This is a genomic window from Erythrobacter donghaensis, from assembly GCF_002155425.1.
Classification (GTDB): domain Bacteria; phylum Pseudomonadota; class Alphaproteobacteria; order Sphingomonadales; family Sphingomonadaceae; genus Erythrobacter; species Erythrobacter donghaensis.
This window is the reverse complement of record NZ_MUYG01000010.1, coordinates 242,370-267,508: the sequence shown is the minus strand read 5'-3', so window position 1 is coordinate 267,508 and position 25,139 is coordinate 242,370. Positions and strand designations below refer to the sequence as shown.

At 66.3% G+C, this 25,139-nt stretch carries 30 protein-coding genes; 8 read left to right on the top strand and 22 right to left on the bottom strand.

Translation table 11 applies throughout. The features are described 5' to 3' along the window. Positions 1-77: 77 nt before the first annotated feature. On the bottom strand, positions 78-320 hold the full coding sequence (locus BZF59_RS09725) for a hypothetical protein (RefSeq protein WP_086608052.1): 243 nt from the start codon (positions 318-320) through the stop codon (positions 78-80). Between the two features lie 65 nt (positions 321-385). Here BZF59_RS09725 and BZF59_RS09720 point away from each other — a divergent pair, with 65 nt between their 5' ends. The 3 genes from BZF59_RS09720 (at position 386) to BZF59_RS09715 (ending at position 1,716) form a co-directional block, all read left to right on the top strand. Then, positions 386-1,297, top strand: coding sequence for a DMT family transporter (locus BZF59_RS09720; protein WP_086608051.1), 912 nt, complete (start codon positions 386-388; stop codon positions 1,295-1,297). Between the two features lie 58 nt (positions 1,298-1,355). Then, positions 1,356-1,487 carry a hypothetical protein gene (locus BZF59_RS16305; RefSeq protein ID WP_425429571.1) on the top strand — a complete coding sequence of 44 codons (132 nt, stop codon included), beginning with the start codon at positions 1,356-1,358 and terminating at the stop codon, positions 1,485-1,487. 97 nt (positions 1,488-1,584) lie between these two features. Continuing rightward, on the top strand, positions 1,585-1,716 hold the full coding sequence (locus BZF59_RS09715; protein ID WP_086608050.1) for an Entericidin EcnA/B family protein: 132 nt from the start codon (positions 1,585-1,587) through the stop codon (positions 1,714-1,716). 3 nt (positions 1,717-1,719) lie between these two features. Here BZF59_RS09715 and BZF59_RS09710 read toward each other — a convergent pair whose 3' ends face one another. The 15 genes from BZF59_RS09710 to BZF59_RS09640 all read right to left on the bottom strand — a co-directional run bounded on the left by BZF59_RS09710 (position 1,720) and on the right by BZF59_RS09640 (position 14,548). Continuing rightward, complete coding sequence (locus BZF59_RS09710) at positions 1,720-2,319, bottom strand: DUF938 domain-containing protein (protein WP_086608049.1); 600 nt, start codon at positions 2,317-2,319, stop codon at positions 1,720-1,722. Beyond that, on the bottom strand, positions 2,316-3,881 hold the full coding sequence (locus tag BZF59_RS09705; protein WP_086608048.1) for a long-chain-fatty-acid--CoA ligase: 1,566 nt from the start codon (positions 3,879-3,881) through the stop codon (positions 2,316-2,318). The genes BZF59_RS09710 and BZF59_RS09705 overlap by 4 nt, the downstream gene beginning before the upstream one ends. A gap of 86 nt (positions 3,882-3,967) precedes the next feature. After that, positions 3,968-4,420, bottom strand: coding sequence for an ABA4-like family protein (locus tag BZF59_RS09700; protein WP_245806097.1), 453 nt, complete (start codon positions 4,418-4,420; stop codon positions 3,968-3,970). Continuing rightward, complete coding sequence (locus BZF59_RS09695; RefSeq protein WP_086608047.1) at positions 4,417-5,139, bottom strand: NAD(P)H-binding protein; 723 nt, start codon at positions 5,137-5,139, stop codon at positions 4,417-4,419. The genes BZF59_RS09700 and BZF59_RS09695 overlap by 4 nt, the downstream gene beginning before the upstream one ends. After that, positions 5,132-6,295 (bottom strand): deoxyguanosinetriphosphate triphosphohydrolase, encoded by a 1,164-nt coding sequence (locus tag BZF59_RS09690; protein ID WP_086608046.1) that lies wholly within the window; start codon positions 6,293-6,295, stop codon positions 5,132-5,134. Before BZF59_RS09690 ends, BZF59_RS09695 begins: the two co-directional genes overlap by 8 nt. Positions 6,296-6,592: 297 nt before the next feature. Beyond that, positions 6,593-7,297, bottom strand: coding sequence for an aspartate/glutamate racemase family protein (locus BZF59_RS09685; protein WP_086608045.1), 705 nt, complete (start codon positions 7,295-7,297; stop codon positions 6,593-6,595). A gap of 94 nt (positions 7,298-7,391) precedes the next feature. After that, positions 7,392-8,372, bottom strand: a complete 981-nt coding sequence (locus tag BZF59_RS09680) for an alpha/beta fold hydrolase (RefSeq protein WP_086608044.1) — start codon at positions 8,370-8,372, stop codon at positions 7,392-7,394. Next, positions 8,369-9,352 (bottom strand): SO2930 family diheme c-type cytochrome, encoded by a 984-nt coding sequence (locus BZF59_RS09675; protein ID WP_086608418.1) that lies wholly within the window; start codon positions 9,350-9,352, stop codon positions 8,369-8,371. Before BZF59_RS09675 ends, BZF59_RS09680 begins: the two co-directional genes overlap by 4 nt. A 41-nt stretch (positions 9,353-9,393) precedes the next feature. Then, positions 9,394-10,590, bottom strand: a complete 1,197-nt coding sequence (locus tag BZF59_RS09670) for a parallel beta-helix domain-containing protein (RefSeq protein ID WP_086608043.1) — start codon at positions 10,588-10,590, stop codon at positions 9,394-9,396. 56 nt (positions 10,591-10,646) lie between these two features. Then, positions 10,647-10,988: a hypothetical protein gene (locus BZF59_RS09665; protein WP_086608042.1), complete on the bottom strand. Its 342-nt coding sequence runs from the start codon at positions 10,986-10,988 to the stop codon at positions 10,647-10,649. 7 nt (positions 10,989-10,995) lie between these two features. After that, on the bottom strand, positions 10,996-12,447 hold the full coding sequence (locus BZF59_RS09660) for an NAD(P)(+) transhydrogenase (Re/Si-specific) subunit beta (RefSeq protein WP_086608041.1): 1,452 nt from the start codon (positions 12,445-12,447) through the stop codon (positions 10,996-10,998). Positions 12,448-12,450: 3 nt separating this feature from the next. Beyond that, complete coding sequence (locus BZF59_RS09655; protein WP_086608040.1) at positions 12,451-12,732, bottom strand: NAD(P) transhydrogenase subunit alpha part 2; 282 nt, start codon at positions 12,730-12,732, stop codon at positions 12,451-12,453. Continuing rightward, positions 12,732-13,202 (bottom strand): endonuclease domain-containing protein, encoded by a 471-nt coding sequence (locus BZF59_RS09650; protein ID WP_342744121.1) that lies wholly within the window; start codon positions 13,200-13,202, stop codon positions 12,732-12,734. The genes BZF59_RS09655 and BZF59_RS09650 overlap by 1 nt, the downstream gene beginning before the upstream one ends. Continuing rightward, the gene (locus tag BZF59_RS09645) at positions 13,199-14,320 is read right to left on the bottom strand and encodes an NAD(P) transhydrogenase subunit alpha (RefSeq protein WP_086608039.1); all 1,122 of its coding nucleotides are present in this window, start codon (positions 14,318-14,320) and stop codon (positions 13,199-13,201) included. The genes BZF59_RS09650 and BZF59_RS09645 overlap by 4 nt, the downstream gene beginning before the upstream one ends. A 12-nt stretch (positions 14,321-14,332) precedes the next feature. Beyond that, complete coding sequence (locus BZF59_RS09640; protein ID WP_086608038.1) at positions 14,333-14,548, bottom strand: hypothetical protein; 216 nt, start codon at positions 14,546-14,548, stop codon at positions 14,333-14,335. Between the two features lie 189 nt (positions 14,549-14,737). Between BZF59_RS09640 and BZF59_RS09635 the strand changes: the two genes are divergently transcribed. Together BZF59_RS09635 and BZF59_RS09630 are read left to right on the top strand one after the other, a co-directional pair. After that, positions 14,738-16,174 (top strand): sigma-54-dependent transcriptional regulator, encoded by a 1,437-nt coding sequence (locus BZF59_RS09635; RefSeq protein WP_086608416.1) that lies wholly within the window; start codon positions 14,738-14,740, stop codon positions 16,172-16,174. A 151-nt stretch (positions 16,175-16,325) separates the two neighbouring features. Further along, a complete protein-coding gene (locus tag BZF59_RS09630) occupies positions 16,326-17,084 on the top strand; it encodes an SDR family NAD(P)-dependent oxidoreductase (protein WP_086608037.1) in 759 nt (252 codons plus the stop codon). 3 nt (positions 17,085-17,087) lie between these two features. On the opposite strand, the gene BZF59_RS09625 is transcribed toward BZF59_RS09630, so the two are convergent. The 5 genes from BZF59_RS09625 to BZF59_RS09605 all read right to left on the bottom strand — a co-directional run bounded on the left by BZF59_RS09625 (position 17,088) and on the right by BZF59_RS09605 (position 21,788). Continuing rightward, entirely contained in the window at positions 17,088-17,531 is a 444-nt protein-coding gene (locus tag BZF59_RS09625; protein ID WP_086608036.1) for a hypothetical protein, read from the bottom strand. Positions 17,532-17,616: 85 nt separating this feature from the next. Next, positions 17,617-18,792 (bottom strand): alkaline phosphatase D family protein, encoded by a 1,176-nt coding sequence (locus tag BZF59_RS09620; protein ID WP_086608035.1) that lies wholly within the window; start codon positions 18,790-18,792, stop codon positions 17,617-17,619. 81 nt (positions 18,793-18,873) lie between these two features. Continuing rightward, positions 18,874-19,986 carry a dihydropteroate synthase gene (gene folP / locus BZF59_RS09615; RefSeq protein ID WP_086608034.1) on the bottom strand — a complete coding sequence of 371 codons (1,113 nt, stop codon included), beginning with the start codon at positions 19,984-19,986 and terminating at the stop codon, positions 18,874-18,876. Positions 19,987-20,046: 60 nt separating this feature from the next. Further along, complete coding sequence (locus BZF59_RS09610; protein ID WP_086608033.1) at positions 20,047-20,646, bottom strand: hypothetical protein; 600 nt, start codon at positions 20,644-20,646, stop codon at positions 20,047-20,049. Further along, on the bottom strand, positions 20,646-21,788 hold the full coding sequence (locus tag BZF59_RS09605) for a site-specific DNA-methyltransferase (RefSeq protein WP_143738138.1): 1,143 nt from the start codon (positions 21,786-21,788) through the stop codon (positions 20,646-20,648). Before BZF59_RS09605 ends, BZF59_RS09610 begins: the two co-directional genes overlap by 1 nt. Before the next feature lie 243 nt (positions 21,789-22,031). Between BZF59_RS09605 and BZF59_RS09600 the strand changes: the two genes are divergently transcribed. After that, on the top strand, positions 22,032-22,727 hold the full coding sequence (locus tag BZF59_RS09600) for a sulfotransferase family protein (RefSeq protein ID WP_086608032.1): 696 nt from the start codon (positions 22,032-22,034) through the stop codon (positions 22,725-22,727). A 30-nt stretch (positions 22,728-22,757) separates the two neighbouring features. Here the strand turns inward: BZF59_RS09600 and BZF59_RS09595 are convergent, their stop codons facing one another. Continuing rightward, positions 22,758-23,393: a ribonuclease HII gene (locus tag BZF59_RS09595; RefSeq protein WP_086608031.1), complete on the bottom strand. Its 636-nt coding sequence runs from the start codon at positions 23,391-23,393 to the stop codon at positions 22,758-22,760. Here BZF59_RS09595 and BZF59_RS09590 point away from each other — a divergent pair. Together BZF59_RS09590 and BZF59_RS09585 are read left to right on the top strand one after the other, a co-directional pair. Continuing rightward, the gene (locus tag BZF59_RS09590; protein ID WP_086608030.1) at positions 23,392-24,558 is read left to right on the top strand and encodes a PQQ-dependent sugar dehydrogenase; all 1,167 of its coding nucleotides are present in this window, start codon (positions 23,392-23,394) and stop codon (positions 24,556-24,558) included. The two genes, BZF59_RS09595 and BZF59_RS09590, sit on opposite strands and share 2 nt — an antisense overlap. After that, positions 24,555-25,100, top strand: coding sequence for a GNAT family N-acetyltransferase (locus tag BZF59_RS09585; RefSeq protein ID WP_086608029.1), 546 nt, complete (start codon positions 24,555-24,557; stop codon positions 25,098-25,100). The genes BZF59_RS09590 and BZF59_RS09585 overlap by 4 nt, the downstream gene beginning before the upstream one ends. Positions 25,101-25,139: the final 39 nt, after the last annotated feature.

The window sequence follows — 25,139 nt, the reverse complement described above, 5'->3', positions numbered from 1 at the left end:
CGGCCTAACCGGCCGGCGGCCGGTCGGCCTTGCGACGCCTTTGGCGTCGTGCCGCCTTGCGTTGAGGATGGGCGGTTTTACATCCCCCCGATCACAACCGGCAGGCTCATCGCGAGGCATCCGCCGCCTGCGATGGCGAGGGTCATGAACAGGCCGGTCCACGGCACCCAGCCGACCCGCTCGAGCCGTTCAAGGCTGCGCCCGCGTGCGCGGCGGCGGTCCATGATGGCGGCAAAGGCGGCCAGCAGCCACAGCGCTCCGCCCGCCCAGGCCAGCTGCGCGGCATCGCTCAGCAGTTCGAATTGCGCAACAATATCCATGCTGCGCGCATATGGGACGCTCGCCCGCTTGCGCAATCCCCGGCGCTCGGCCAAGCCCTCCCGCGATGGATGGCTCGATCGCCCGCCCCCGGCCCCTGCTCGCGCTCGGCGTCCGCCTGCTCGCCGCCTTTGCGCTGGCGACGATGGGCATGTTGGTGAAGCTTGCAGGGACACGCGGCGCGCATCTGATCGAGCTGATTTTCTGGCGGCAATTGCTCACGCTGATCCTACTCGGCGCAGGGCTGGCGCTGACCGGGCGGTTGGCGATGCTGAAAACCCGGCGCCTGCCTGCCCACACCCGGCGCGCGGCGAGCGGGCTTGTCGGAATGCTGTTCACCTATGGCGCGGTGCTGCTGCTGCCGCTGGCCGAGGCGACCACGCTGGGCTTTACCGCTCCGGTCTTTGCCGTGCTGATCGCCATCGTGCTGTTCCGCGAGCGGATCGGGCCCTATCGCTGGGGCGCGGTGGCGATGGGCTTTGCGGGCGTGATCGTAGTGATGCAGCCTTTCGGCGGGTTTCACGAGGGCGTGACGCTCGCCGGGGTGGCGGTGGGGCTGGTCGCACCCTTCATGGTCGCGCTGATCAGCTTCCAGTTGCAGGACCTGAACACCACTGAAAACCCGTGGAGCATCGTCTTCTGGTTCAGCGCGCTGACGACCCCGATCGCCGCGCTCGCCCTGCCCTTTGTCGCCGCCGCGCATGATCCGCTGACGTGGGGGCTGATCCTCGGCATGGGCTTCGTCGGCGCAGCTGCGCAGATGCTGCTGACGACGTCGCTGCGGTTCGGTTCGGCGGCGGTGATCCTGTTGATGGATTACACCGCGCTGCTGTGGGCGAGTTATTATGGCTATGCCGTGTTCGACCGCGCGGCGCCCGCCAGCCTGTGGCTTGGCGCGCCGCTGATCATCGGCGCGGGGCTGCTGATCGCCTGGCGCGAGCGACAACTGGCCCGATCCCGGGTGCATTCTGCCGAATAGGATGGATCATTCCCGTCGCGAGGGCACTTGCGGGTTCTGGTTCAATAGGAGACCCGCCATGATCAATCGTAAACTGCTTCTCGCTCTTGCCGTCGGTGCCGTCACCCTCACCGCCTCGGCCTGCAACACCGTGGAAGGCGCAGGCGAAGACCTGCAATCGGCTTCGCGGGAAGTCGAAAAGGAAATCTGACCCGGCACGGCGGCGACGCGCTTCACGTTCCTGTCAGGAATATTTTTGCATGTTCATGCGTTACATTCCCGTCCCTGCTGAAAAAGGATGCAGCACGATGATTCGCAATATCTTGACCGCCGCCGCCCTCGCCGCGCTTTCGCTCACTGCCACCGCCTGCAACACGGTCGATGGCCTTGGCGATGACATCAAGTCGGTCGGCCAGGCCGGCAAGCGCGCGATCGACTGATTTCTATCGATAAACCAAAATGATGTTATTGGCCGGAAGTGCGTAGCGCGCGCTTCTGGCCAATCCGTTTTGGGCCGCGAGCGCATCCAGCGCTTCGGCTTCGCGCAGGCCCCAGCGCAGGTCGCGGGCCTTGAGGCTGGCGTCGAATTCCAGATTTGAGGGCGCGGTTTCGATCCCCTGCTCGATATAGGGCCCATAAAGGATCAGCGGCCCGCCGCTGTTGCCCAACAATCGGGCAGCCCCCCGGAAAAGCCCCAGGGTCGCCTCCCACGGGCTGATGTGCACCATGTTGATGCATACGATGGCATCAGCCTGTGTCACCGGCCAGCTGTCGGGTGCAGCGGCATCGAGCAGCTGCGGCGCGGCGAGATTGTTGCCGGGATAGTCTTCGCGATAGGCAGCAATCGACGCCAGCGCTTCGGGTGACGGATCGCTCGGTTGCCACGCCAGCGCGGGGAAGGCCTCGGCGAAGAACACCGCGTGCTCGCCCGTCCCTGCCGCAATTTCGAGCACCGTGCCGCTAGGGGGAAATTCGCGCGCCAGCACCGCGGCGATAGGTTCGCGGTTGCGCAGCGTCGCGGGGGCGTGCTGTTTCGCGCTCACGACACCTGGCGCTCCTGCCCCTCCCAATAGGGCGCGCGCAATTCGCGGCGCAGGATCTTGCCGCTGGCGTTGCGCGGCATCAGCGGGATGATATCGACGCTCTTGGGCGCCTTGAACGCTGCAATCCGCTCGCGCGCCCAGGCGATTACGTCGGCCGCGTCGACCTCGCAGCCGGGCTTGGCGACGACGCAGGCCTTGACCTCCTCGCCCCACTTGTCGCTCGGCACGCCGATGACGGCGACTTCGGCAATCGCGGGGTGGCCGTAGATCGCGCTCTCGACCTCGGCGGGATAGACGTTCTCACCGCCGGAGATGATCATGTCCTTGATGCGGTCCTGAATATAGACATAGCCGTCCGCATCCATCACGCCCGCGTCGCCGGTGTGGAGCCAGCCGTCGGCATCGATCGTCTTGGCGGTCGCCTCGGGCAGTTTCCAATAGCCGGAGGTATTCGAGGGAGAGCGGATGCACACTTCGCCGATCTCTCCGCGCGGCACCTCGACATTGTCCGGCCCACGGACCGCAATCTCCACCCCGGGCAGCGCCTTGCCCGCCGATCGCATCCGCTCATTGCCTTCGAGGCTGTGGTCCTCGGGCGGCAGGATCGAGACCGTGCCGGTGGTCTCGGTCATGCCATAGGCCTGCAGGAACTGCGTGCTCGGCATGGTGCTGACTGCCTGCTTGAGCAGTTCGAGCGGCATCGGTGCGGCGCCATAGATGAGATAGCGCAGGTTCGAAAAATCGGTGCCGGCCGCCTGCGGGTGCTGGATAACCATCTGCAAGGCGGCGGGGACGAGGAACATGTGCGTCGTCCCCGCCTCGATCGCGGCGAGCACGCCCGCGGGGGTGAATTCCGCCTCGAACCGGCAACGGATGCCCGCCAGAATCGCGAGGCTGAAGGTGCCTGTGCCGCCGATGTGCGCAATCGGCATGGCGACCATCATGCAGTCGCCGCTGCGGTAATCGGTGTAATAGGTCAGCCCCGCCGCCACCCCTTCGTTGCGCAGCCGGGTGAGGTTGGCGTTGGAGAGCAGCACCCCCTTGGGATGGCCGGTGGTGCCCGAGGTATAGAGCTGAAGGATCGGATCATCCGCGCCGCAAGGAGCGTAATCGGCCGGATCGCAGCCGCGCGCTTCTTCCAGCATCGCGCTATCGACGATCAGTTCGGGTGGGCTGTCGAGCTCGGCCATCGCCTTGCCTGCCAGCTCGATGAAATCGGGCGTCGCCACCAGCAGCCGGGCCTCGGTGTCGGCGAGGATATAGGCGATCTCGCGCGCGGCCAGCCGCCAGCCGGTAGGGGCGATCACGATCCCGGCGCGAGCGCAGGCGCAGTAGAGCACGCCGTAACTTGCCGCATTCTTGCCCAGAAACGCCACCCGGTCGCCCGCGCCGATCCCGCGCGCGGCCAGCCAGGCGATGATCTGGCGCGAGAGGAGATCGAGCTCGCCGTAGGAGACGGCCAGCCCACCATCCTCGATCGCGGGCGCATCGGGCTGCACCACCGCCCAATGGGACAGGATCTGGTCGAGGGTCACGAACTGGTGCTGCGCGATTTCGGTCATGCTGGCGTCTCTCCCCGATGCCATTTTGCGACCGAAGATAGCCCGCCCGCGCGCGTCGTCCACCCCCCGTTTTCAGCGAGAATCGTTTAGCGAAACCGGCCCTGCCGCCGCGCAGCCGGTTCGCGCAGAGCGAGCCAAACCCCCAAACCCAGCGGCCCGGCCAGCAGGGTCGCGAGCAGGATCGGCGCCTGCACGAACCGCGAAATGCTTTTCGCATCGGCATCGCGCGCGATCCACAGGCCGACGAAGAGATCGAAGGCGAGGTAGTGCGTCCAGCCGATCGTCACCCCGGCATCGCTGCCGAAGATCGCGCGCACGCCTGTAATGGTAGAGAAATCCGCCTCGCCGCCGCCGGGGGTGGCAAGCAGCCCGGTGAGCACCCCGATCAATCCGCCGGCATAGATCAGGCACAGCAGACCGACGCCGAGATAGAGCACACCCGAAAGCAGCGCAGGCCAGCGCGGCAGCAGGATCAGCGCCGCCCAGGCGATCATCGCGAGCAGGTTCACCATGCTGAACCAGGCGTTCCAGTCGATCATTCCGCCTCTCCCTGCGCGGCGACCTTGCGCCATTCGCGCGCGGCGCGGCGCATCGCGTCGTTATCGTGCGTGAAGCGCCCACCCGCGCGGCGCAGCGCGAGGCCGAGTGCGGCCTCGGCCACCAGGCCTGCGTCGATCGAGCGAAAGCGCGCCCAGGATCCCGACAGCAGCGGGTCGATCAAGGGCGCGGCGATCATCGCGGCGCGTTCGGCAAAGCGCAGGTCGTCCGGGCGCTCGCCACGCAGTAGGCCGGGGTGGAGGATGTCGAGTCGCTTGAACCCCGCGCGGCTCAGCGCGTCTTCGGTCTCGCCCTTGACCTGCATGTAGAAGTTCTTGGAGCGCGCATCGGCCCCGGCGGCGCTCACCAACACCATGTTGGGCACGCCCGCCCGCCGCGCCGCTTCCGCGGTGGCGAGCACCAGATCGTGATCGACCGCGCGGAAGGCATCCTTGTCGCCCCCGGCCTTCTTCATCGTCGTCCCGAGCGCACAGATCAGCGCGCGTGGACGCACCGCTTCCAGCACCTCGCCCCACTTTTCCGGCTCGGCGACGAACATCTCCATCCGCGCGCCGGGCGGCAGGGGTGCCTCGCGCCGGGCAATGCCGACGATCCGCACTTCGTCGCCTGCGCTGGAGACCTCGATCACCCGGCGGCCGACGAGGCCGGTCGCCCCCACCAGCGCGACGCGCACCGGGCCCACGGGGCGCGGATCAGACATTGATCAGGCCTTCGGGCTGGAAGCCATAGATGCGCGCCACGGCCTGCATGGCAAAACGGTCGCTCATCCCGGCGATGAAATCGGCGATCACGCGGGCGCGTTCGGGATCGCGGGCGGGTAGCCGCGCCTGCCAGTCTTCGGGCATCAACGTCGCATCCTGCGCATAGGCCGCATAGAGCCGCGCCACGACATCGCGTGCCTTCTCCGCCGCGCTGATCTGTTCGGGATGGAAATAAAGCCGTTCGTACATGAAGCTTTTGAGCCGCCGTTCCTGCGCCGCCATCGCGGGCGAGAATCCTGCGAGCTGGCGGCCTGCCGCGCGCACCTCGGCGACCGAGCCCATGCCCCGCACCTGCGCAGCCGTGTGGTCGATCACGTCATTCACCATCAGTCCGATCTGGTCGCGTATCATCTCTCGCAACAGACGCTCGCGCGGGGCATTGGGAAAGCGCTTTTCGACCGTCCGCCACTGGTCTGCGAGGAAATCGAGGCTGAGCAGGTCGTCGAGGCTCAGGAACCCGGCGCGCAAGCCATCGTCGATGTCGTGATTGTCGTAGGCGATATCGTCGGCGACGGCCGCCACCTGCGCTTCGAGCGAGGGCCAGGTGGTGAGGTCAAGCGGGAAAGCCGCATCCAGCTGCGCCAACGCCCAGCCGGGGGCGGTGACCGGGCCATTATGCTTGGCCAGCCCTTCGAGCAGATCCCAGGTGAGGTTAAGCCCGTCATGCTGGGGATAGGGGCATTCGATCCGCATCACCGTGCGCAGCGCCTGTGCATTGTGGCAGAAACCGCCGTGGCGCTCCATCGCAGCGGAAAGCGCCGCTTCGCCCGCATGGCCGAAGGGCGGATGGCCGAGATCATGCGCGAGGCACAGCGCCTCGGTCAGATCCTCGTCCAGCCCCAGCGCGCGGGCGATCACCCGGCCGATCTGCGCGACTTCGAGGCTGTGGGTCAGGCGGGTGCGGTAGTGATCGCCGTCGGGCGCGATGAACACCTGCGTCTTGGATTTCAGCCGCCGGAAGCTCATCGAGTGGACGATCCGGTCGCGATCGCGCTGGAAAGCGCTGCGCGGGCCGCGGCGTTCGCCCACGTCGGCCCCGCCGAATTCGCGGGGGCCGCAGGCGGCAGGATCGGCGGCATAGGGGGCGCGGGTCATCACGGCGCGAGCGATTAGGGCAGCGCGTGCATCCGCTCAACCGGAACGGGCCGTGAACACATGCAAAATGTCAGGAAAACAGGCGCTTGACGAGCGACAAATTATGGGGCCGCCTTCCGGTGATTGGGGGGGAGGAAAGCGACCCCATGGGTCCGTCGGTGCGACCCGAAGACCCGGATGATGCCAAAAACTTGTCGTGACAAAATCCACGGGCCACTTAGGGAGAGCGTTAACAAGTTGCACCCCCCGCAACCCGGCTATGCGCCAAGCCGCCCGCGTCAACAGACGAGCCGAGGACTAATTCACCGCTTCCTGCCCAAGGATCCAGTTCGCGGCCGCCTCGCAATGGATTCGGGTGCTGTCGAAGATCGGCAGGACATTGGCATCGACATCGACCACCAGATCCAGCTCGGTACAGGCCAGCACAATGGCGCTCGCGCCGTCCTGCGCCTTGTTGGTGATGATTGTCTTCAAGGTGCGCTCGGCCTCGCGCGTGACCTTGCCGACCATCAGCTCTTCATAAATGATCCGGTCGAGCATCGCGACATAGTCGAGATTGGGCGGGAGCAGGTCGATCCCGTGCGCGACGAGGCGCTTGCGGTAGAAGCTTTCGGTCATGACATTGCGCGTGCCGAGCAGCGCCGCGCTGCTGACCCCGGCGCGCTTCATGGCGAGGCCGACATATTCGGCGATATGCAGGATCGGGATGCCGACCGCGACGGCGACGTCATCATACAGACGGTGCATCGAATTGGCGCCGATGATCAGCCCTTCGGCCCCAGCCGCTTCGAGCCGCTGGGCGCTATCGATCAGGACACCCGCCGCGCGCTCCCAGTCGTGCGCTTCGCGCAGCGCGTAAAGCTGGCAGAAATCGAGACTTTCGATCAGCAGCGGCGCGCTCGCCATCGGAGGGCTGCGCTTCTGGACGAGGCGGTTGATGCGTTCGTAATAGGTCGCGGTCGACACCCAGCTCATGCCGCCGATGATCCCGAGTTTGCGCAAAACCGCCGCCCTTTCTCTTTTTGTGTGCAACTGCGAACCGGTTTAGGGCGCACAGGTTCCTTGCGTCCAGTGCGCAAGGCATTGCGGGCGTGGTTTACTCGGGTTTTGCAGTCGGGGCGTGTTCGGCAAGCCACGCCTGAAGGTCGCCCAGAGTGGCAGCGGGCGCCTCTTCGTGCGGAAGGTGACCGATGGCGGGATAGATCACGAGCCGATTGTTCGGCAGGGTCCGGCCCAGCCATCGCCCCGCTTCGACCGGGATCAGCCGGTCTTCCTCGCCCCATAGGATCAGGGTCGGCGTGGTAACCGAAGCGATTTCGGCCTCGCTCAGGGGATCGTAGGGCAGGCTGAAGCGCGCCAACGTAGCGCGCCTGTTGCCGGGATAGCGCAGCAGTTCCCAATAGCGGTCCACCGCTGCCTCGGTCACGACCGCTTTGTTCGAGACCGATTGTTCGAGGCTCTGCCGGATCAGGCTGCGCGGGGTGATCTGTTCGACCAGCAGGTTGATCCCCGGGGTCTGGGCGATGGTAAAGCCGATATTGCCGCTGTCGTCGTCTTCGGCGTCGCCAAGCTTCAGCATCGGTCCGCCGCTGGCGTCGACCAGCACGAGGCCGGTGAGGCGCTCCGGGTGCGCGATGGCGAAGGCGAGCGCGTGCTTGCCGCCCATCGAATTGCCGGCGAGGACGAATCTGTCCAGACCCAGCTTGTCTGCGACTTCGAGGATATCCTGCGCGAAATTGGCGCGGCTGTAATCGCCCTCGGGATCGGGGCCGGTGAGGCCGTGGCCGACCTGATCGAAGCGGATCACGCGATATTGGCCCTTGAGCGCCTGCACCCACGGCTCCCAGGTGTGCAGATCGGCGTTGGAGCCATGCAGCAGCATGATCACGGGCGCGTCTTTCGGTCCCTCGTCGCGCAGGTGGACTTTCACGCCGTCGCCGTTGGCGAGGAATTGCGAGGGCGGAGCGCCATATTTGGCGCGCATTCCCGCCGGATCGGTGTCGGGCGTGCGGAAGACGAGAAAGGCGATCACCAGCAATGCGACAATCGCCAGCAGCCCGCGCCAGAGCCATTTCATTCGGTTTTCATCTCCGCAATCCAGCGCCGCACCACGGCCACGCCGTCCTTGTCGACGCTCGCCTTGCCCAGTTCTGGCATGGCGACGCCGGGTTCGGCGCTGTCCATCCGGTAGAGCAGGATCGACGTGTCGGGCTGGCCGGGGACGATCGAGAATTCATGGCCGCCCGCCCCGCGTCCTGCCGCGACCGGGCGCTTGAAGATGCCGATGGCGTGGGCGTCCGACTGCTCCCAGCGCAGATCGAGGCCCGAGTTCGACGCGCCCCCACCCGGCTGATGGCAGTGCGCGCAGTTCACATCGAGATAGGCGCGGGCGAGCGGCGCGGCGGGGCCGGATGCGTGGGTGGACCAATCGGGCAGTATCCCGGCGCTGTCAGGCACACGGTCAATCGCGCGGCTTTCGACCATCTGCGCGAACCACTCGGCGGAGAGATTGCGCGCCTTGGGGCCGATCGGGATCACCTGCTCGTCCTTGCCGTGGCAGGACTTGCACTGGTTCTTGTTGGGGATCGCGTAGGAAATCGCCTCGCCCGCAGGCGTCACCAGATCGACCCGCCCGCCTGCCAGCGCGAGGCTGGCATCGGTCTGTTCGGCGTTCCAGCGATAGGGCAGCGCCACCCAGCCATCCGCACGGTGGAGCAGGACGCGGGTTTCGATCAGGCGGCGCGCATCGCCTTCGCCGAAGGCAAAGGTCTTGATGATCGCCGCACCGACCGGGAACTTGAGCAGGCCCTCCCCTTCCGCTTCCAAACGGGTTCCCCGAGGCAGATAGATGAACCGCAGTTTCTCCGCGCCGTCCGACCAGAGCGGGGTGTTGAGAGCATAGGGAAAGACGTAAGGGATCGGCTGCTGGGCGCGCGCATCAGCAAAGAACCGATAGTCCGAAAGCTGACGCGGCATCCCCTCGCCGATGATCGCCGCATCATTGACCCGCACCGCCGGCAGCCCGCTCGCAAGGCTATTGGCGGTCGCTGACGCCATCAGCGCCGCAGCCGCCAAGGCAATCAGGCCATTGCCCCACCTCACTTCAGCCGTGCCTCCAGCTCTGCAGGCGCGCCGACTTCCGGGAACTCCCAGCTTTCGAGCGGGGTGAGGGTGAGCGGACCGGGCTGCGCCTCTGCCAGATCCTGACCGGGCGTCGACAGGTTGAGGCTCCAGCCCGTCACCCCCTCGGCGATCATCAGCCCGTTGCCGTCCTCGGCGATCCCGTCCCAGAGCACCGGCGGCAGCGCGCCGCCGAAGGCTTCGAGCAGTTGCTCCTTGTCATCGAGCTGCGGATCGTACCCGCCGCGCCCGAAGGCGTTGGAGCCGACGATCACGTTGCGGGCGTGGGGGTTGTAGCGAGGGTCTTTGAAGGGCTGGGAATAGGCGATCACCATGATGTGCGCCGTGGCGTTGCCCTCGAAGGCGTTGCCCTCGATCAGCACGCCGTCATTTGCCATCACCAGAACGCCGGTGCCGCGCCGCACGGAGGCGACGATATTGCCGGGAGGCGCGAAATTGGGGGTGTCGTTGTCGATCACCATGTTGTTCCGCAAGATCACGTTGCCGCCGTTCATCACGGGGAGGCCCGGCAGGTCGAACACCAGCAGCCCGCCGGTATTGCGCATGGCAGTGTTGTTTTCGACCAGCGCATTGCGGCTGTTCTCGATCTCGATCCCGGCGACGTTCAAACTGACGACATTGCGGCGCACTGTGATGTCGCGGCTTTGCCCCACATAGATCCCCGCATCCGACGCGCCCATCACGACCGAGCCTTGGACCAGCACGCCGGTGCTCTCGACCGGGTAGATGCCGTAGGCGCCGTTGGTGGCCTTGGGCCCGCCGGTCCATTCGACGCGCAGACTGTCATACACGATCATGTCCGCGCCTTTGGACTTGATCCCGTCGCCCTTGGCGTTCTCGACCGCGAAGCCGCGCAGGGTGACATTGTCGGAGGTGACGAGCAGCCCCTCGCCCGAGCCCTGCTGGCCGGTGAAGTCGAGGATGGTCTTTTCCATCCCCGCGCCCCGCACCGTCACCCCGTCGACATCGAGGCTGAGCCCGTCGGTCAGCACGAAGCGCCCCTCGCCCAGTTCGATCGTGTCGCCGGGCGCGGCGAGGATCAGCGCCTCCTGCAAGCGTGTGCCCGCGCCCTCGCCCGGTTCGACCCGGTGCGTTTCGGCGGCGAGCGGCGCTGCGGTGCAGAGCAGCGCGGCAGCCAGAGCAAAGCGTTTCATGATTGTCTCCCTCTCCGCCGCGCAGTGTGGCGCATTGGGGGGAGCAATGGCAAGCCTTAGCCCAGCCCCATCGCGCACAGCCCGGCGCTGGTGGTGAGCACCGCCACGACCTCGCCATCGTTCACGCGGTCAAGCCGCTTGACGAGTTCGCCGAGGCCGTAGCCTTCCTCGGGCTCGCCCTCGCGCGGGGCCATCGCCTGACGCAGGTTCCAGAGCTGGCCGATGGTCAGGCGGTCGACCATGCGGCCGGCCATGCATTCGGCACGGCGCTCGCCCACCCCGGCCTCGACCAGCGCGCCCTTGACCTGCCATTCGACCAAGGGATCGGCGAGGCCGGTGAACAGCGCACCGGCCCCGAGAGCCACGACCAGCAAAAGGCCGATCAGCAACTTCTTCATAAACGGATCAGTCCAGCGACTTGACGATTTCCTCGACCATCTTCTTCGCATCGGCGAGGAGCATGACGGTCTGGTTCATGTAGAACACGTCGTTATCGACCCCGGCATAGCCTACGCCCCCCATCGAGCGCTTGATGAAGAACACCTGCTTGGCCTTGTCGACATCGAACACCGGCATCCCGTAGATGGGCGAGGACTTGTCGGTCTTGGCCGCGGGGTTCACCACGTCGTTCGCGCCGATGATGAAGGCGACGTCGGCCTGCGCGAATTCGGAGTTGATGTCCTCCAGTTCGAACACCTCGTCATAGGGCACGCTGGCTTCCGCGAGCAGCACGTTCATGTGCCCCGGCATCCGGCCTGCGACGGGGTGGATGGCGTATTTCACCGACACGCCCTTTTCGCGGAGTTTGTCTCCCATTTCGCGCAGCGCGTGCTGGGCCTGCGCCACCGCCATGCCGTAGCCGGGGATGATGATGACGCTTTCGGCCTGCTCGAGCATATAGGCCGCGTCTTCCGCGCTGCCCTGCTTGTAGGGCCGCTGCTCGCGCGCGCCAGCGCCGCCCGCTTCGGGAGCCGCGCCGAAGCCGCCCGCGATCACCGAAATGAAGCTGCGATTCATCGCGCGGCACATGATGTAGCTGAGGATCGCGCCCGAAGAACCGACCAGCGCCCCGGTGATGATCATCGCGCTGTTGCCCAGCGTGAAGCCCATCGCCGCGGCGGCCCAGCCCGAATAGGAGTTCAGCATGGAGACGACGACCGGCATGTCCGCCCCGCCGATCGGAATGATCAGCAGGAAGCCGATGGCAAAGGCCAGCGCAGTGACGGCAATCACCATCCACCCCTCGCCCGCGCCGCCCTCAGGCGAGACGGTATAGAGGCCGATCAGCACCAGAATCGCTGCCAGCGTCCCGAGGTTGATGACATGCCGCCCGGGCAGCATGATCGGAGACCCGCTCATCCGGCCCGAGAGCTTGAGAAACGCGATGACCGAACCGGAGAAGGTGATCGCCCCGATGGCGATGCCGAGACCGAGTTCCACGCGGCTGACCGCATTGATCTGCCCTGCAGCATCGGTGATCCCGAAGGCGGCGGGGTTGAGCCATGCGGCAAGGCCGACCACCACCGCAGCAAGGCCGACGAGGCTGTGGAATCCCGCGACCAGTTCGGGCATCGCGGTCATGGCGATGCGCCGCGCGATGGTGACGCCGAGGATCGCACCGATGGCGATGGCAATGCCGATCTCGACCAGATTGGTGCCGTGCATGATCAGCGTCGTCACCACCGCGATGGCCATGCCGATCATGCCATTGCGATTGCCGGCGCGCGAGGTCGCGGGGCTCGAAAGTCCGCGCAGCGCGAGGATGAAGAAGACGCCCGCGACAAGGTAGGCGAGCATCGCCCAGGCGGGAGTCGCGCCCTCGCCCGATGCGGCGGCGGAAAGCAGGGAGAAGCTCATCTCTTACTTCTCCTTCTTCTTGTACATCGCGAGCATCCGCTCGGTCACGGCAAAGCCGCCGAAGATGTTGATGCTGGCCATCACCACGCCTGCCAGCGCGAGATATTTCGCAACCGGGTTCTCGGCCTCGGCGGCAGCGATCAGCGCGCCGACGATGATCACCGAGGAGATCGCATTGGTCACCGCCATCAGCGGGGTATGGAGCGCCGGGGTCACCGACCAGACAACGTAATAGCCCACAAAGCAGGCCAGCACGAAGATCGAAAGGATTGCAATAAAGTCCACTAGTTAGCCTCCCGGGCACGGGGAGGGGGACCAGCCGCAGGCTGGTGGAGGGGACTCGCCGTGCGCGCGACAATGGCGTCAGCCGTGTCCACACAATCGCGCAGCACTCGCTGCGCCGAGACCCTCAGAACCCTGAACCCGTTTTCTTTCAAGAATGAAACCCGCCGGTCGTCGAACTTGGCCCGGTCGATATTGTCGTGCGCGCTTCCGTCAACCTCGACCACGAAGCGCTCTGACAGGCAGCAGAAATCGACCACATAGGGGCCAATGGGGTGCTGCCTGCGAAACTTGAACCCGCCTGGACGCTGGCGGAGCAGTTGCCAGAGCATCCGCTCGGGAAGCGGCATGTCCTTGCGGAGCTTGCGCGCGAGCGCCACCTCGGGCCGCGCGACGAACCGCGAGTCCCCACCACCGCGCTGCGCGCGGTCCCCCTCCCCGTGCCGGGGAGGATTGTGGCGGGCCGCGTTCAACCTAGCAGCCTCTCGCTGACAACCTTGCCGCCCTGCGTCAGGCGGATCGCGTTGCCGATTTCCTCATCGAGCACGGGCCGCTGCGCTTCCTTGTCCCAGAAGGCGCTCAGGAAGTTGTAGTGGTTGCGCGCGAACAGCGCCGAGGCGTCAGCGGGGAGCGCGGCGGGGGTGTTGGCGTAGCCGATGATCTTGACGCCGTGCTTCTCGACCACCTGATCGGCGACCGAGCCTTCGACATTCCCGCCCTGCGCCACCGCAAGGTCATAGATCACGCTGCCCGGCTTCATCGTCGCGATCTGCGCGTCGGTGACGAGGCGCGGCGCGGCCCGGCCCGGAATCAGCGCGGTGGTGATCACGATATCCTGCTTGGCGATGTGGCTGGAGACCAGTTCGGCCTGCGCCTTCTGGTACTCCTCGCTCATTTCGGTGGCATAGCCGCCCGAGCCCTCGCCCTCGATCCCCGCGACATTCTCCACGAAGATCGGCTTGGCGCCGAGCGACTGGATCTGCTCCTTGGTCGCGCTGCGCACGTCGGTTGCCGACACCTGCGCGCCCAACCGGCGGGCAGTCGCAATGGCCTGAAGGCCCGCAACGCCCACGCCCATGATGAACACGCGCGCGGCCTGCACCGTGCCGGCCGCAGTCATCATCATCGGAAAGGCGCGGCCATAGGCATCAGCCGCCGCCAGCACCGCCTTGTACCCGGCGAGGTTCGATTGCGAGGACAATACGTCCATGCTCTGCGCGCGGGTGATGCGCGGCATGAATTCCATGCTCAGCGCTTCGAACCCGGCGGCGGCGTAGGCGTCCACCACATCACGTTTGGTGAAGGGATCGAACAGCGCGGCGACCCACGCACCGGGCTTCGCGCCCTTCAACAGCCCCACATCGGGCGCCTGAATGCCGAGCACGATATCGGCATCCTTCACCGTCGCCGCCGCATCGCCCACCTCGGCGCCCGCCTCGGCATAGGCGGCATCGGTGATCGAGGCGACCACACCCGCGCCCGCCTCGACCGCGACCGTGCAGCCCAGTGCAGCGAACTTCTTGGCCGTTTCCGGCGTGGCGGCAACGCGCGTCTCACCCGAGGCGCGCTCTTTCAGGATGGCGATTTTCACTGGCGCGGCGGCTTAGTTGGCGATCAGCGCGACGACGATGAACGCGATCACCGCGATCACCGGAACGGCCCACTTCAGCGTTCCCATGAAGCCGCTGTAGGTGGCCTGCGCCTTTTCCATGTCGTGAACAGTCATGATCTCTTTCCCCTTGGGCTGTCCGAACGCGCCGCGGCGCGATTGGTTGCCGGTGGTTGTCGAAAAATCGGGCCGGTTGGCCCCCGCCTTCATCCCGTATCGAAGCGCGCGCGCTATCTCAAGTCACCTTTAATGAGAGTCTCCGCCCCCCCGCACCTGTCCCGTCGCGGCACAGTCTTAATCACGTTTTTACCTCCCCCGCTTATGCACAAGCCTCTGTTCTGCCCGTCCGCGCCGGACCGGCAGCTGGACATAAAGCGAGTGCCGAGACCGATGGCCGAGATGGATTGCCTACCCGAAGCGCAGGAACATGCGCGAATCGTGATGCTGATCGACGATGAGCCGGCTCAGTCGCGGCTCATCACCGCGATTGCCGCACGCGATGGCTGGCGCACGATCGTCGCGCCCGATGCCGAAACCGCCATCGCGATGCTGGGCACGCGCGAGGGGATGCAGCTGTCGGCGATTCTGCTCGATCAATGGGTTCCGGGTGACGATGCCTGCCAGTTGATCGCCGAACTGAAATCGCGCCGCCCCGCCCTCCCCATCCTGATGCTCACCACCAGCGCCTCGCCGCTGCTGGCGGTCGAGGCGATGCGTGCGGGCGCTTCGGATTATCTCGTCAAACCCGTCTCGCCCGACCGGCTGATGGAGGCGCTGCGGAGCGTCACCACCCGCGAGGCCCCGCGTGATGAGCTCGCGCCGCTAACCGAAAAGATGTCCGCCAGCCTCGATTTCGACGCGATGATCGGCACTGCACCGCAATTCCGCGCCGCGCTGGCGCAGGCCGCCAAGGCCGCGCGCGGGCATGGCCATGTGCTGATCGAAGGCGAAAGCGGCACCGGCAAGGAAATGCTGATGCGCGCGATGCACGGCGCATCCCCCCGTGCGAAGGAAAATCTGCGCACCATCAACCTCGCCTCGATCCCGCCCGGCTCGATCGATTCGGTGCTGTTCGGGCATGAGCCCGGCAGCTTCCCCGGCGCCTTCGACCGCCAGATCGGTGCCTTCCAGCATTGCGACGGCGGCACGCTGATCCTGGACGAGATCGACCGCCTCACCCCCGTGCTCCAGCAACGCCTCGCCGAGGCGCTGGAGAGCGGCATCATCCGCCCGGTCGGCGCAAGCTACGGCTTCCGCGTCGATGTGCGCCTGCTGGTGACGAGCAATGTCGGGCTCGAACGGATGGTGGGGGCCGGACAGTTCGACGCCGGGCTCGCCGCCAAGCTGGGCGCGACCCGCATCGTGCTGCCTGCGCTGCGCGACCGCACCGGGGATATTCCCGCCCTCACCCGCCACTTCCTCGCCCGGATCGGCGAGCAACCGGGGCTCAACCACCTGTCGGTCAGCGATTCGGCGCTGGCGCTGCTCGCCGCCTATGACTGGCCGGGCAATGTCCGCCAGCTGCAATCGGTGCTGTTCCGCGCGGCGGTCTATTGCGAGGGCAATTCGCTGACCGCCGACAGCTTCCCGCAGCTCTCCGAAATGCTCGGCGAACAGGGCAGCGTCACCGTGGCGAGCGCGCATGAGGGCGTGGGGATCATGCTCTATACCCCCGACGGCAACCTGCGCCCGCTGGAAGAGATCGAGGCCGACGTGATCCGCCTCGCCATCGGCCACTATCGCGGTCGGATGACCGAAGTGGCGCGCCGCCTCGGCATCGGGCGCTCGACGCTCTATCGCAAGCTCTCCGATCTGGGGATCGACAACGCTGCTTGAGCACTATTGTTTAGCCTTGTGATTCCCCGCGAAGGCGGGGACCTCAGGAAGCATTGCGCAATTCCGAAGGAGGCCCCCGCCTGCGCGGGGCGCACGGAGTTGACTTATTGGCCGCTTGATCGGCGCGGCGTTGCGGCCTAGCCCGCGCGCCATGACGAATATTCGCGATTTCGAAGGGCGCTCGGCGCTCGTGACAGGTGCGGCTTCGGGGATCGGGGCGGGTTGCGCGCGGGCGCTGGCCGCAAGGGGCGCAGGCCGGCTGTGGCTGGTCGATGTCGACGGCGCGGGGCTCGACGCCCTCGACCTGCCCTGCGAGGTGCACCGCATAATCGGCAGCGTTGCCGACGAGGCACTGTGGGCCGAACTCGAACCGCAAATGGCTGGGCTCGATCATGCCGTGGTCAATGCCGGGATCGGCGCGGGCGGGCCCATTGCTTCGCTGACGCTGGCCGAATGGCGGCGGGTGATGGCGGTCAATCTCGACGGGGCGTTCCTGACGCTGGCAGCATCGCTGCGCGCGATGGGCCAGACCGGCGGCAGCGCCGTCGTGGTAGCCTCGGTCACGGGGTTGAAGCCCGTACCCGGCATCGGCCCCTATGGCGTCTCCAAGGCGGCGGTTGCGCACATGGCCCGCATCGCGGCGGTCGAGCACGCCAAGGCGGGCATCCGCGTCAACGCCATCGCACCCGGCGGCGTCGACACCGCGATCTGGGAGAGCGGCGAGGACTTCCAGCGCTCGGTCGCCGCCATCGGGCGCGAGGCGACGATCAAGGCGATGGCCAAGACCACCCCGCTCGGCCGCTTTGCCACCCCGGACGAAATGGCCGCGACGATCTGCTACCTGCTCAGCGACGCCGCCGCCAACATCACCGGCCACGTGATGGTGTCGGACGGCGGCTTTACGCTTTAGCGCTTAAGCAGGCTCGATCGTGAAGCCCGGCACCGCTGCCGTCTCGCGGTGACCGCGATGATACATGTCCATGAAAATCAACGATTTCTCGGGCGAGCTGCCGTCGCACAGCACCTCGTATCCGTCGATGATCCGGCCATAGACACCAACCCCGAAGCTGCCCACCCGATCGAAGGTCGGGCGGTTGCCATCCGCGCAGCGCAGCCGTGAAAGATAGGCGCGCTGCCCTCCCGGCATATCGGCACGGACCGGGTTTTCCTGACTGCCGAGCGGGTGCTTCTGCGCCTTGGCAATCAGCTTTTCGAGCTTCTTGCCGCTGGGCGCCTTGGGGCCGCCGAACAGCTCCGAAAAATCCTGCGCATGGACTGCCGCCGGTGCGAGCGTGGCGACCGGCATGGCGAGCATCGCAGCTGCCAGCATCGCGCGGCGGATCGATCTTTGCATCATCCTGAATTCCCCTCCCAGACCCCTGAAACTTCCCACAAAATCACGGGCCGGGCAAGCGCTGGATCACAGGCCGGGCGGGCCCGTTTCACCAGTCGACAGTCTGCTCCGCCAGCGTCGCGCTCTGGTTGTTTTTCAGCGTCAGGGTCAGACGCCTGGCCTTCCAGTCGATATCGACGAGGCCGTAGTTCTCTTCCGAGAAGAGCTTCGATACCCGCGCCGGATCGGGCTCGCGCGCCGTGCTGCGGTCGTTGTTGCTCTCGAACGACAGGTTGAGCGAGGAGCTGGTCAGCTCCCACAGGGTCTCGTCCTTGTAGCGCGTGCTGTAGACCCCGCCCGCGTGGCGATCGCCCGACAGCAGCACCACCCCGCTCGCCTCGCGGCGGCTCAGCGCATCCAGCAGCCGCGCGCGCTCGATCGGGAAGTTGGTCCAGCCCTCGTATTGGTGCGCGGTGGTGATCACCTGCGTCGAGGAGACCACGATCCGCACGTCGGCGGGCTTGGCAAGCTCGGCCTCCAGCCACGCCCATTGCGCCTCGCCGAGCACGGTCTTGTCGAGATCGTCCTCGGGCAGATACCCACCCATCGGCGGGCGCTCCTTGCTCCATGGCATCCGCTTGAGGTCGGAGCGGAAGAATCGCGTGTCGAGCAGGATCACCTGCACGCGCTTGCCCTCGGGGCCGGTGATGGTGCTTTCATAGACGCCGGGCCGCGCGCGCACGGCGTCGGAGGAATTCCAGAAGGTCTCGAACAGGTCTTCCGCCCAGCGCCGGAAGGGGAAGCTGGCGCCTGCATCGTTGAGGCCGAAATCATGGTCGTCCCAGGTCGCCAGCATCGGCACCTTCGCCCGGAAGCCCGCGAATTCGGGGTGCGAGGCTTGCAGCGCGTAGGAGGCGCGCAGGGACTCCAGCCCCGCGTCGCCATCCCAGCCGTTATCGCCATAGACATTGTCGCCAATCATCAGGAACAGCTGCGGGTTCTGCGCGGCGATCTGCGCCCACATGTGCTGCGAGGCGTTCTGGTGGTTGCAGCTGCCAAAGGCGATGCGGGTGAGCGTCGTCGCCGGGGCGAGGGCGGGGTTCGGCCCGGCCTCGGGCATCGCGACCTGCTGGCGCAGCGCGGCGTAATAGGGTTCGAGCAGTTGGTCAGGCGTCAGGCTGACCGCTACCGGCGCGCCGCGCGGCGTGGCGAGCTCGTCCTCATGCGCGGCAAGCGGCGCGGCGAGCGCGGCAAGGGCGGTGGCGGCAAGCGGAATGAGGCGCATGGGAGGCTCCGTGACAAGATGGCAGCGGCTGGGTTCTGGCGCTGTCCGATGACAGAACCGGGGCAGCTGGAAAAGCGGGAATTAGGCCAGCGGGAGCGTGCTGAAATCGGTCAGCGCCGCATCGCGCAAGCCGCGCCAGACATTGCGCGCCTGCACCGTCTCGGCAACATCGTGGACGCGCAGCAAGTGGACGCCCGCCTCCATCCCCTTGACCGCCAGCGCCAGCGATCCCGCGAGGCGCCGGTCAGCGGGCTCCTCGGCCGAGAGCGCGCCGATCATCCGCTTTCGGCTCGCCCCCAGCATCAGCGGGCTGCCGAGCGCGTGGAACAGCGGCAGGGCGTTGATGAGCGCAAGGTTTTCGCTGAGCGACTTGCCGAAGCCGATACCGGGGTCGAGGATGATGCGATCCTCGGCCACCCCGGCGTCGATCGCCCGCGCACGAGCCGCCTTGAGGAAGTCGAACACCTCGCTCACCACGTCGGCATAGTCGCCGCCCTTATGCAGATCCTCGCCCGCACCCGGCGCGTGCATCAGCACCACCGGGCAGCCCTCGGTCGCGACCAGCTCGATGCTGCGCGGATCGTAGCGCAAGGCCGAAACGTCATTCGCCATGTGAGCGCCCGCCGACAGCGCAGCCGCCAGCACCCCGGCGCGGCGGGTGTCGACGCTGATCGCCGCGCCCATGCTCGCGCAATATTCGACTGCCGGGACGACGCGGCGGATTTCCTCGTCCTCGAAGGTCGCCGCCGCGCCGGGGCGCGTGCTTTCGCCGCCGATGTCGATGATCGCCGCGCCCACTTCGAGCATCGCAGCGGCGTGGGCGCGGCCGGCCTCGATCTGATCGTGCTGGCCGCCGTCGGAGAAACTGTCGGGCGTGACGTTGAGGATGCCCATCACCTGAGGCTGGTCGAGCCGGACGGTGCGACTGCCCAGCTGCAGCGGGGCGTGGGCCTTGGCGAGGTTGGCCCACTGCGCAGCCCCGTCCTCGGCCAAGGCACCGGAGAGGCGGGCAAGCGCGGTCTCGATCGCGCGCGGCGTGCCCACGATCCGCTCGGCCACCGCCCCGCCCTCGCGCACCACAAGCGCGAATTCGCGGGCATAGGCCATCGAGCCGCCGAGCCGGACCGCCGAACCCTCGACCGCCTGCGGACCGGAGACGAGGGTCAGGGGGTGGATGTAGACGGAATCAGCCATTGGTTCTCGCGGTGAGTTAATGTCGAATACGAGGGCGTGTTCTTACGACAGTGTGCCGCGTTAAGCGCGGCTTTTTTGAAACCACGAAAGCCCCAATTTCTCTACCAACTTCGCAGCCTTCTGAGCTCGCGCGGTTCGGCGATAGCTTGGATACAAGTCGATGACGGTAGCTATAGGAACCAGCCTCAGGTAGCCGGGATCAATTTGGATTTCCAGCCGATCAGAGTCCTCGCTTTTTGTAACAAATTCATTGCTTCGCCAAGGAATAATGAACGGCGTCAAAGGTGCAGAAGTTGAGAGCCAGATCGAAAATTCTGCCCGCAAGCCGCGCTCATTGTACTTCCGCGCACTGTAACCAATACGGTCGATTGCATCTTCTCGACTACGGACAAGCTGCCGCTTTTTCCCTTCACGGACAAACCCATGAGCGTTCATCCGTTGCTCGAGAACAATGAACGCGTCGTCGATAAGCTGACGTGGCAAAGGCGCATCGCGTTCTGGAAAGGCTTGCTTGATCGGTGAGCTAAAGATCAACCAGAACAATCCGACACACAGATGAGTGAAGATGATCGGAAAGAGGACGGCACTGACAACAAGGTCAAACCAGGTCGGCTTTTGGTAGGTCACCAAGCCGAACTGAGGTTCTTCCTCGAAGTTCATCAGTCCTCGGCGGCGAGGAGGTAGAGCTGCCGCGCCGCGTCAATCGGCTGCACGTCACCGCCGGTCTCGAAGTGCCAAAGGGCCCAGCCATTGCAGCTTGGCGCGCCTTGCAGCTCCTTGCCGAGGCCGTGGATCGATCCGGTCTTGCCGTCGCACTCAAGGCTGCCATCGGCGCGCACCGTGGCGATCCAGCGGCGCTTCTTGTCGAACACTTGGGAGCCGACCGGGATCAGCCCGCTCTCGACCACTGCTCCGAACGCCACCTTCGGCGCGGTGCGGGGCGATTGCATCGTGGTGAGCGCGCTTTCATCGAGCGGCAGTTCCTTGGCGATGCGCTTGGTCGCAACCTCGCGGTAGGCATCCTCGCGCTCGCAGCCGATCCACTCGCGCCCGAGCCGCTTGGCGACCGCGCCGGTGGTGCCGGTGCCAAAGAACGGATCGAGCACCACATCGCCCTTTTCGGTGGTCGCCAGCAGCACGCGATACAGCAACGCCTCGGGTTTCTGCGTCGGGTGCGCTTTCTTGCCGTTTTCCTTCAAGCGCTCCCCGCCCGAGCAGATCGGCAGCACCCAGTCCGAGCGCATCTGAAGCTCGTCGTTCAGCGTCTTCATCGCGCGGTAATTGAAGTGGTAGCGCGCCTTTTCGCCCATGCTCGCCCAGATCAGCGTTTCATGCGCGTTGGTGAAGCGGGTGCCGCGGAAGTTGGGCATGGGATTGGTCTTGCGCCAGACTATGTCGTTGAGGATCCAGAAGCCCAGATCCTGCAGGATACTGCCGACGCGGAAGATGTTATGGTAGCTACCGATCACCCACAGCGCGCCATCGGGCTTCAAGACGCGGCGCGCCTCGGTCAGCCATTCGCGGGTGAATTTGTCGTAGATCGCCATGGAATCGAACTGGTCCCAGTGATCGGTCACGGCATCGACATGGCTGCCATCGGGCCGGTTGAGATCGCCGCCAAGTTGCAGGTTGTAGGGCGGATCGGCGAAGACCAGATCGACGCTGTTGGTGGGCAGGGATCGCATGGCGGCGATGCAATCGCCCGGCAGGATGCGGCCCAGCGGCAGATCCGATGCGCGCGCAATTTCCTGCGTTTTTCCAACGCCTTTCGCGCGTGTCTTGACCTTCTCTGTCACACTCACCGGATCAACCCCGCCTTGTCTCGCTTGCACTTATCCACAGGCATGAGTCTTTGAAGAGTCCGCGTCAAGCATCTAATTTTGCGGATATTGTCTGTTGCCAGCAGGGCTGCGCGCGGAACGAAACGAGTCCGGCACAAGATGTAGAGCCCGCCGACGCTCGTCAGACTCCAGATGCGGGGGTGTGGCGCAAAAGACTCGAAACTGGCACAACCTCTCCGGGGCGCGTGCAAGGGGGGAATAGCTATGGCTTTGGAAGTGATCGCCGCCGGTCTGGGTCGCAATGCGACCTTCTCGATGAAATTCGCGCTGGAAAAGCTCGGCTTCGGCCCGTGCCACCACATGGTCGAGGTGTTCGCCGCGGGCAGCAAGCAAGTGCCGCAGTGGATCGCCGCCGCGCAGGGGAAGCCCGATTGGGACGCGATCTTCGACGGCTTCCGCGCGACCAGCGACTATCCCTCGGCCAGCTACTGGCGCGAACTGGCAGAGCACTTTCCTGCGGCCAAGGTGGTGCTGGCCACCCGCGATCCGGACAGCTGGTTCGACTCGGTCAGCGAAACCATCTTCTCGGACACGATGCAGGCCGGAGCCGTCGGCACGCCGATGGGCGAGATGATGCAAGGCGTGATCTTCAGCCATTTCGGCGGCGGCGACATCCGCGACCGTGCCTTCATGACCGATTGGTATGTGAAGCGGAACCAGCAGGTGATCGACACCCTGCCGCCCGAACGCCTGCTGGTGTTCCACCCCAGCCAGGGGTGGGAACCGCTCTGCGCATTTCTGGGTGTCGACGTGCCGCCGGTGCGGTTTCCCAAGGTCAACAGCCGCGACGAACTGAGCACCGCCGCCGAGCACGAAGGGGGCATGCCCACCGATCCGGACAAGGTCGAACGCTGGGCCCGGGATTACATGGCGCAGCTCGCCGAAAAAGCTTTCGCCTAGGCGAACGGAAGCGCCTGCGTCGCCGCGGCCCTAGCGCTTGGCGGCAAACAGATCGGCCTGCGCCACCGGCGCGAAGCTGCGGCGGTGGAGCGGGCTAGGGCCGTGGCGGCGCAGGGCCTCCATGTGCTCAAGCGTGCCATAACCCTTGTTGCGCTCCCACCCGTAATGCGGGTGCGCGGCGGCGGCTTCCAGCATCAGCCGGTCGCGCCATTCCTTGGCGATGATCGAGGCGGCCGAGATGCACGGCTCGAGCCCGTCCCCGCCGACGATCGCGCGCGCAGGCCAGCACCAATCAGCGCAGCGGCCGTGCGGGGTCATGTTGCCGTCGATCAGAACGGTATCCGGCGCGGCGTCCAGCGCATCGACGAGGCTCGCCACAGCGCGGGTCATCGCCAGCATGGTCGCCATGAAGATGTTGACCCGGTCGATCTCCTCGGGCTCCACCACTGCCACCGCCCACCCGCAGCCCGCTCGGATCGCTTCGTCGAGAACGGCGCGGCGCTTTGCGGAAAGGCGCTTGGAATCGTCGAGCCCTGCCGGTATCGCCGAACCCAACACAACCGCCGCGGCCACCACCGGCCCGGCGAGCGGCCCGCGCCCCGCCTCGTCGACCCCGATGACCAGCGGCTGGCCCGTTGCCGTCAAACCCGGAGTGACCCCTCGCATGAACCGTCCTGCTCGCTTTCTCGCCCTCCTTTCCGCCACCGTGCTGCCGCTGGCAAGCTGCGCGCAGGCCGAAACCGGGGAAACCACCGCTGCGGCCACGGCCACCGGCCCCGTCTCCTTCGCGGTGAACGAAGTCGCCAGCTTTGAGGAGCCCTGGGCCATCGCCTTCGCGCCGGGCACCGGGATGCTGTTCGTCACCGAAAAGTCGGGCACGCTGAAAATGATCGACACCGCCAGCGGCAAGACCGGCACAGTCGCGGGCGCGCCCAAAGTGGATTATGGCGGCCAGGGCGGGCTTGGCGATGTCGCGTTCCTGCCCGCCGAGGCCGGCAAGCCGCTCGATGGCCGCACGATTTATCTGAGCTGGGCCGAGGCCGGTGAAGGCGACACGCGCGGCGCGGTCGTCGGCAAGGGCACGCTCGCCTGCACCGGGATCGACGCCTGCGCAATCGAGGGCCTCGCGGTGATCTGGCGCCAGACCCCCAAGGTGAAGGGCCGCGGGCACTATTCGCACCGCATCACCTTCTCGCCCGACGGGCAGTATCTGTTCATCGCCAGCGGCGAGCGGCAGAAGATGCAGCCTGCGCAGGACACCTCGAACACGCTCGGCTCGATCGTGCGCCTCAACCTCGACGGTACGCCGGCGGCAGGCAATCCGCTCGCCGCAGAAGGCGGCGCGAGTGCCGAGATCTGGTCTTGGGGCCACCGCAACATCCTCGGCATCGACTGGGACGCGCAGGGGCGTCTGTGGGAGGTCGAGCACGGCCCGGCGGGCGGGGACGAGCTCAACCTCGTCCAGCAGGGCGCCAACTACGGCTGGCCGATCCGCTCCAACGGCGAGCATTACAACGGCGACCCGATCCTCGATCACAGCGCCGATGACGGCTTTGCCAAGCCCGCGCTGAGCTGGAATCCGGTGATCGCGCCGGGCGATATGCTGATCTACACCGGCGACATGTTCCCCGTGTGGAAGGGCCATGCGCTGATGACGGGCCTTGCCACGCAGGCGATCATCGACGTCGCGATCGAAGGCGAAAGCGCGCGCGAAGTCGCCCGCCACGAATTCGACAAGCGCCTGCGCTCCATCGCACAGGGCCCCGACGGCGCGCTGTGGGTCGCCGAAGACGGCAAGGGCGCCAAGCTGGTGAAGCTCACCGCGAAATGACCGCAGCCGCCAGCGCGCCGGCCAGCGCGACCCTGATCCCGCTCGAGGCGGTCGACCCCGCCATGATCGAGGAAGTGCTCGACCGTGCCTTCGGGCCGGATCGCCATGCGCGCACGGCCTATCGCATCCGCGAGGGCATGGACTGGCTGCCGGGCCTGAGCCTCGCCGCACTGGATGAGCACGACATGCTGGTGGCGACGATCCAGTGCTGGCCGATCGGGCTTCAGACGAAGCAGGGGCAAGTGCCGCTGGTGATGGTCGGGCCGGTCGCGGTCGTTCCCGAACGGCAGGGCGAAGGCTTCGGCGTCGGCCTGATGAGCGCGATGATCGCCGAGGATGCTCGGCTTGCGGCAAATGGGGGACGGGCCCTTCCGCAGGTGCTGATTGGTGATGCGCCCTATTACGGCCGCTGGGGCTTTTCCGCCGCGATGACCGGCGGCTGGCGCTGCCCCGGGCCCTATGCGCCCGAGCGGCTGCTGGCGCGCGGCACGGCGCTGGCGGCCATGCCGTCCGAAGGCATGCTCGGCCCGTGGGAATCCTGACCCCCTTCACCTTGGCCGCCGCATCTGCCATTCCCTGAC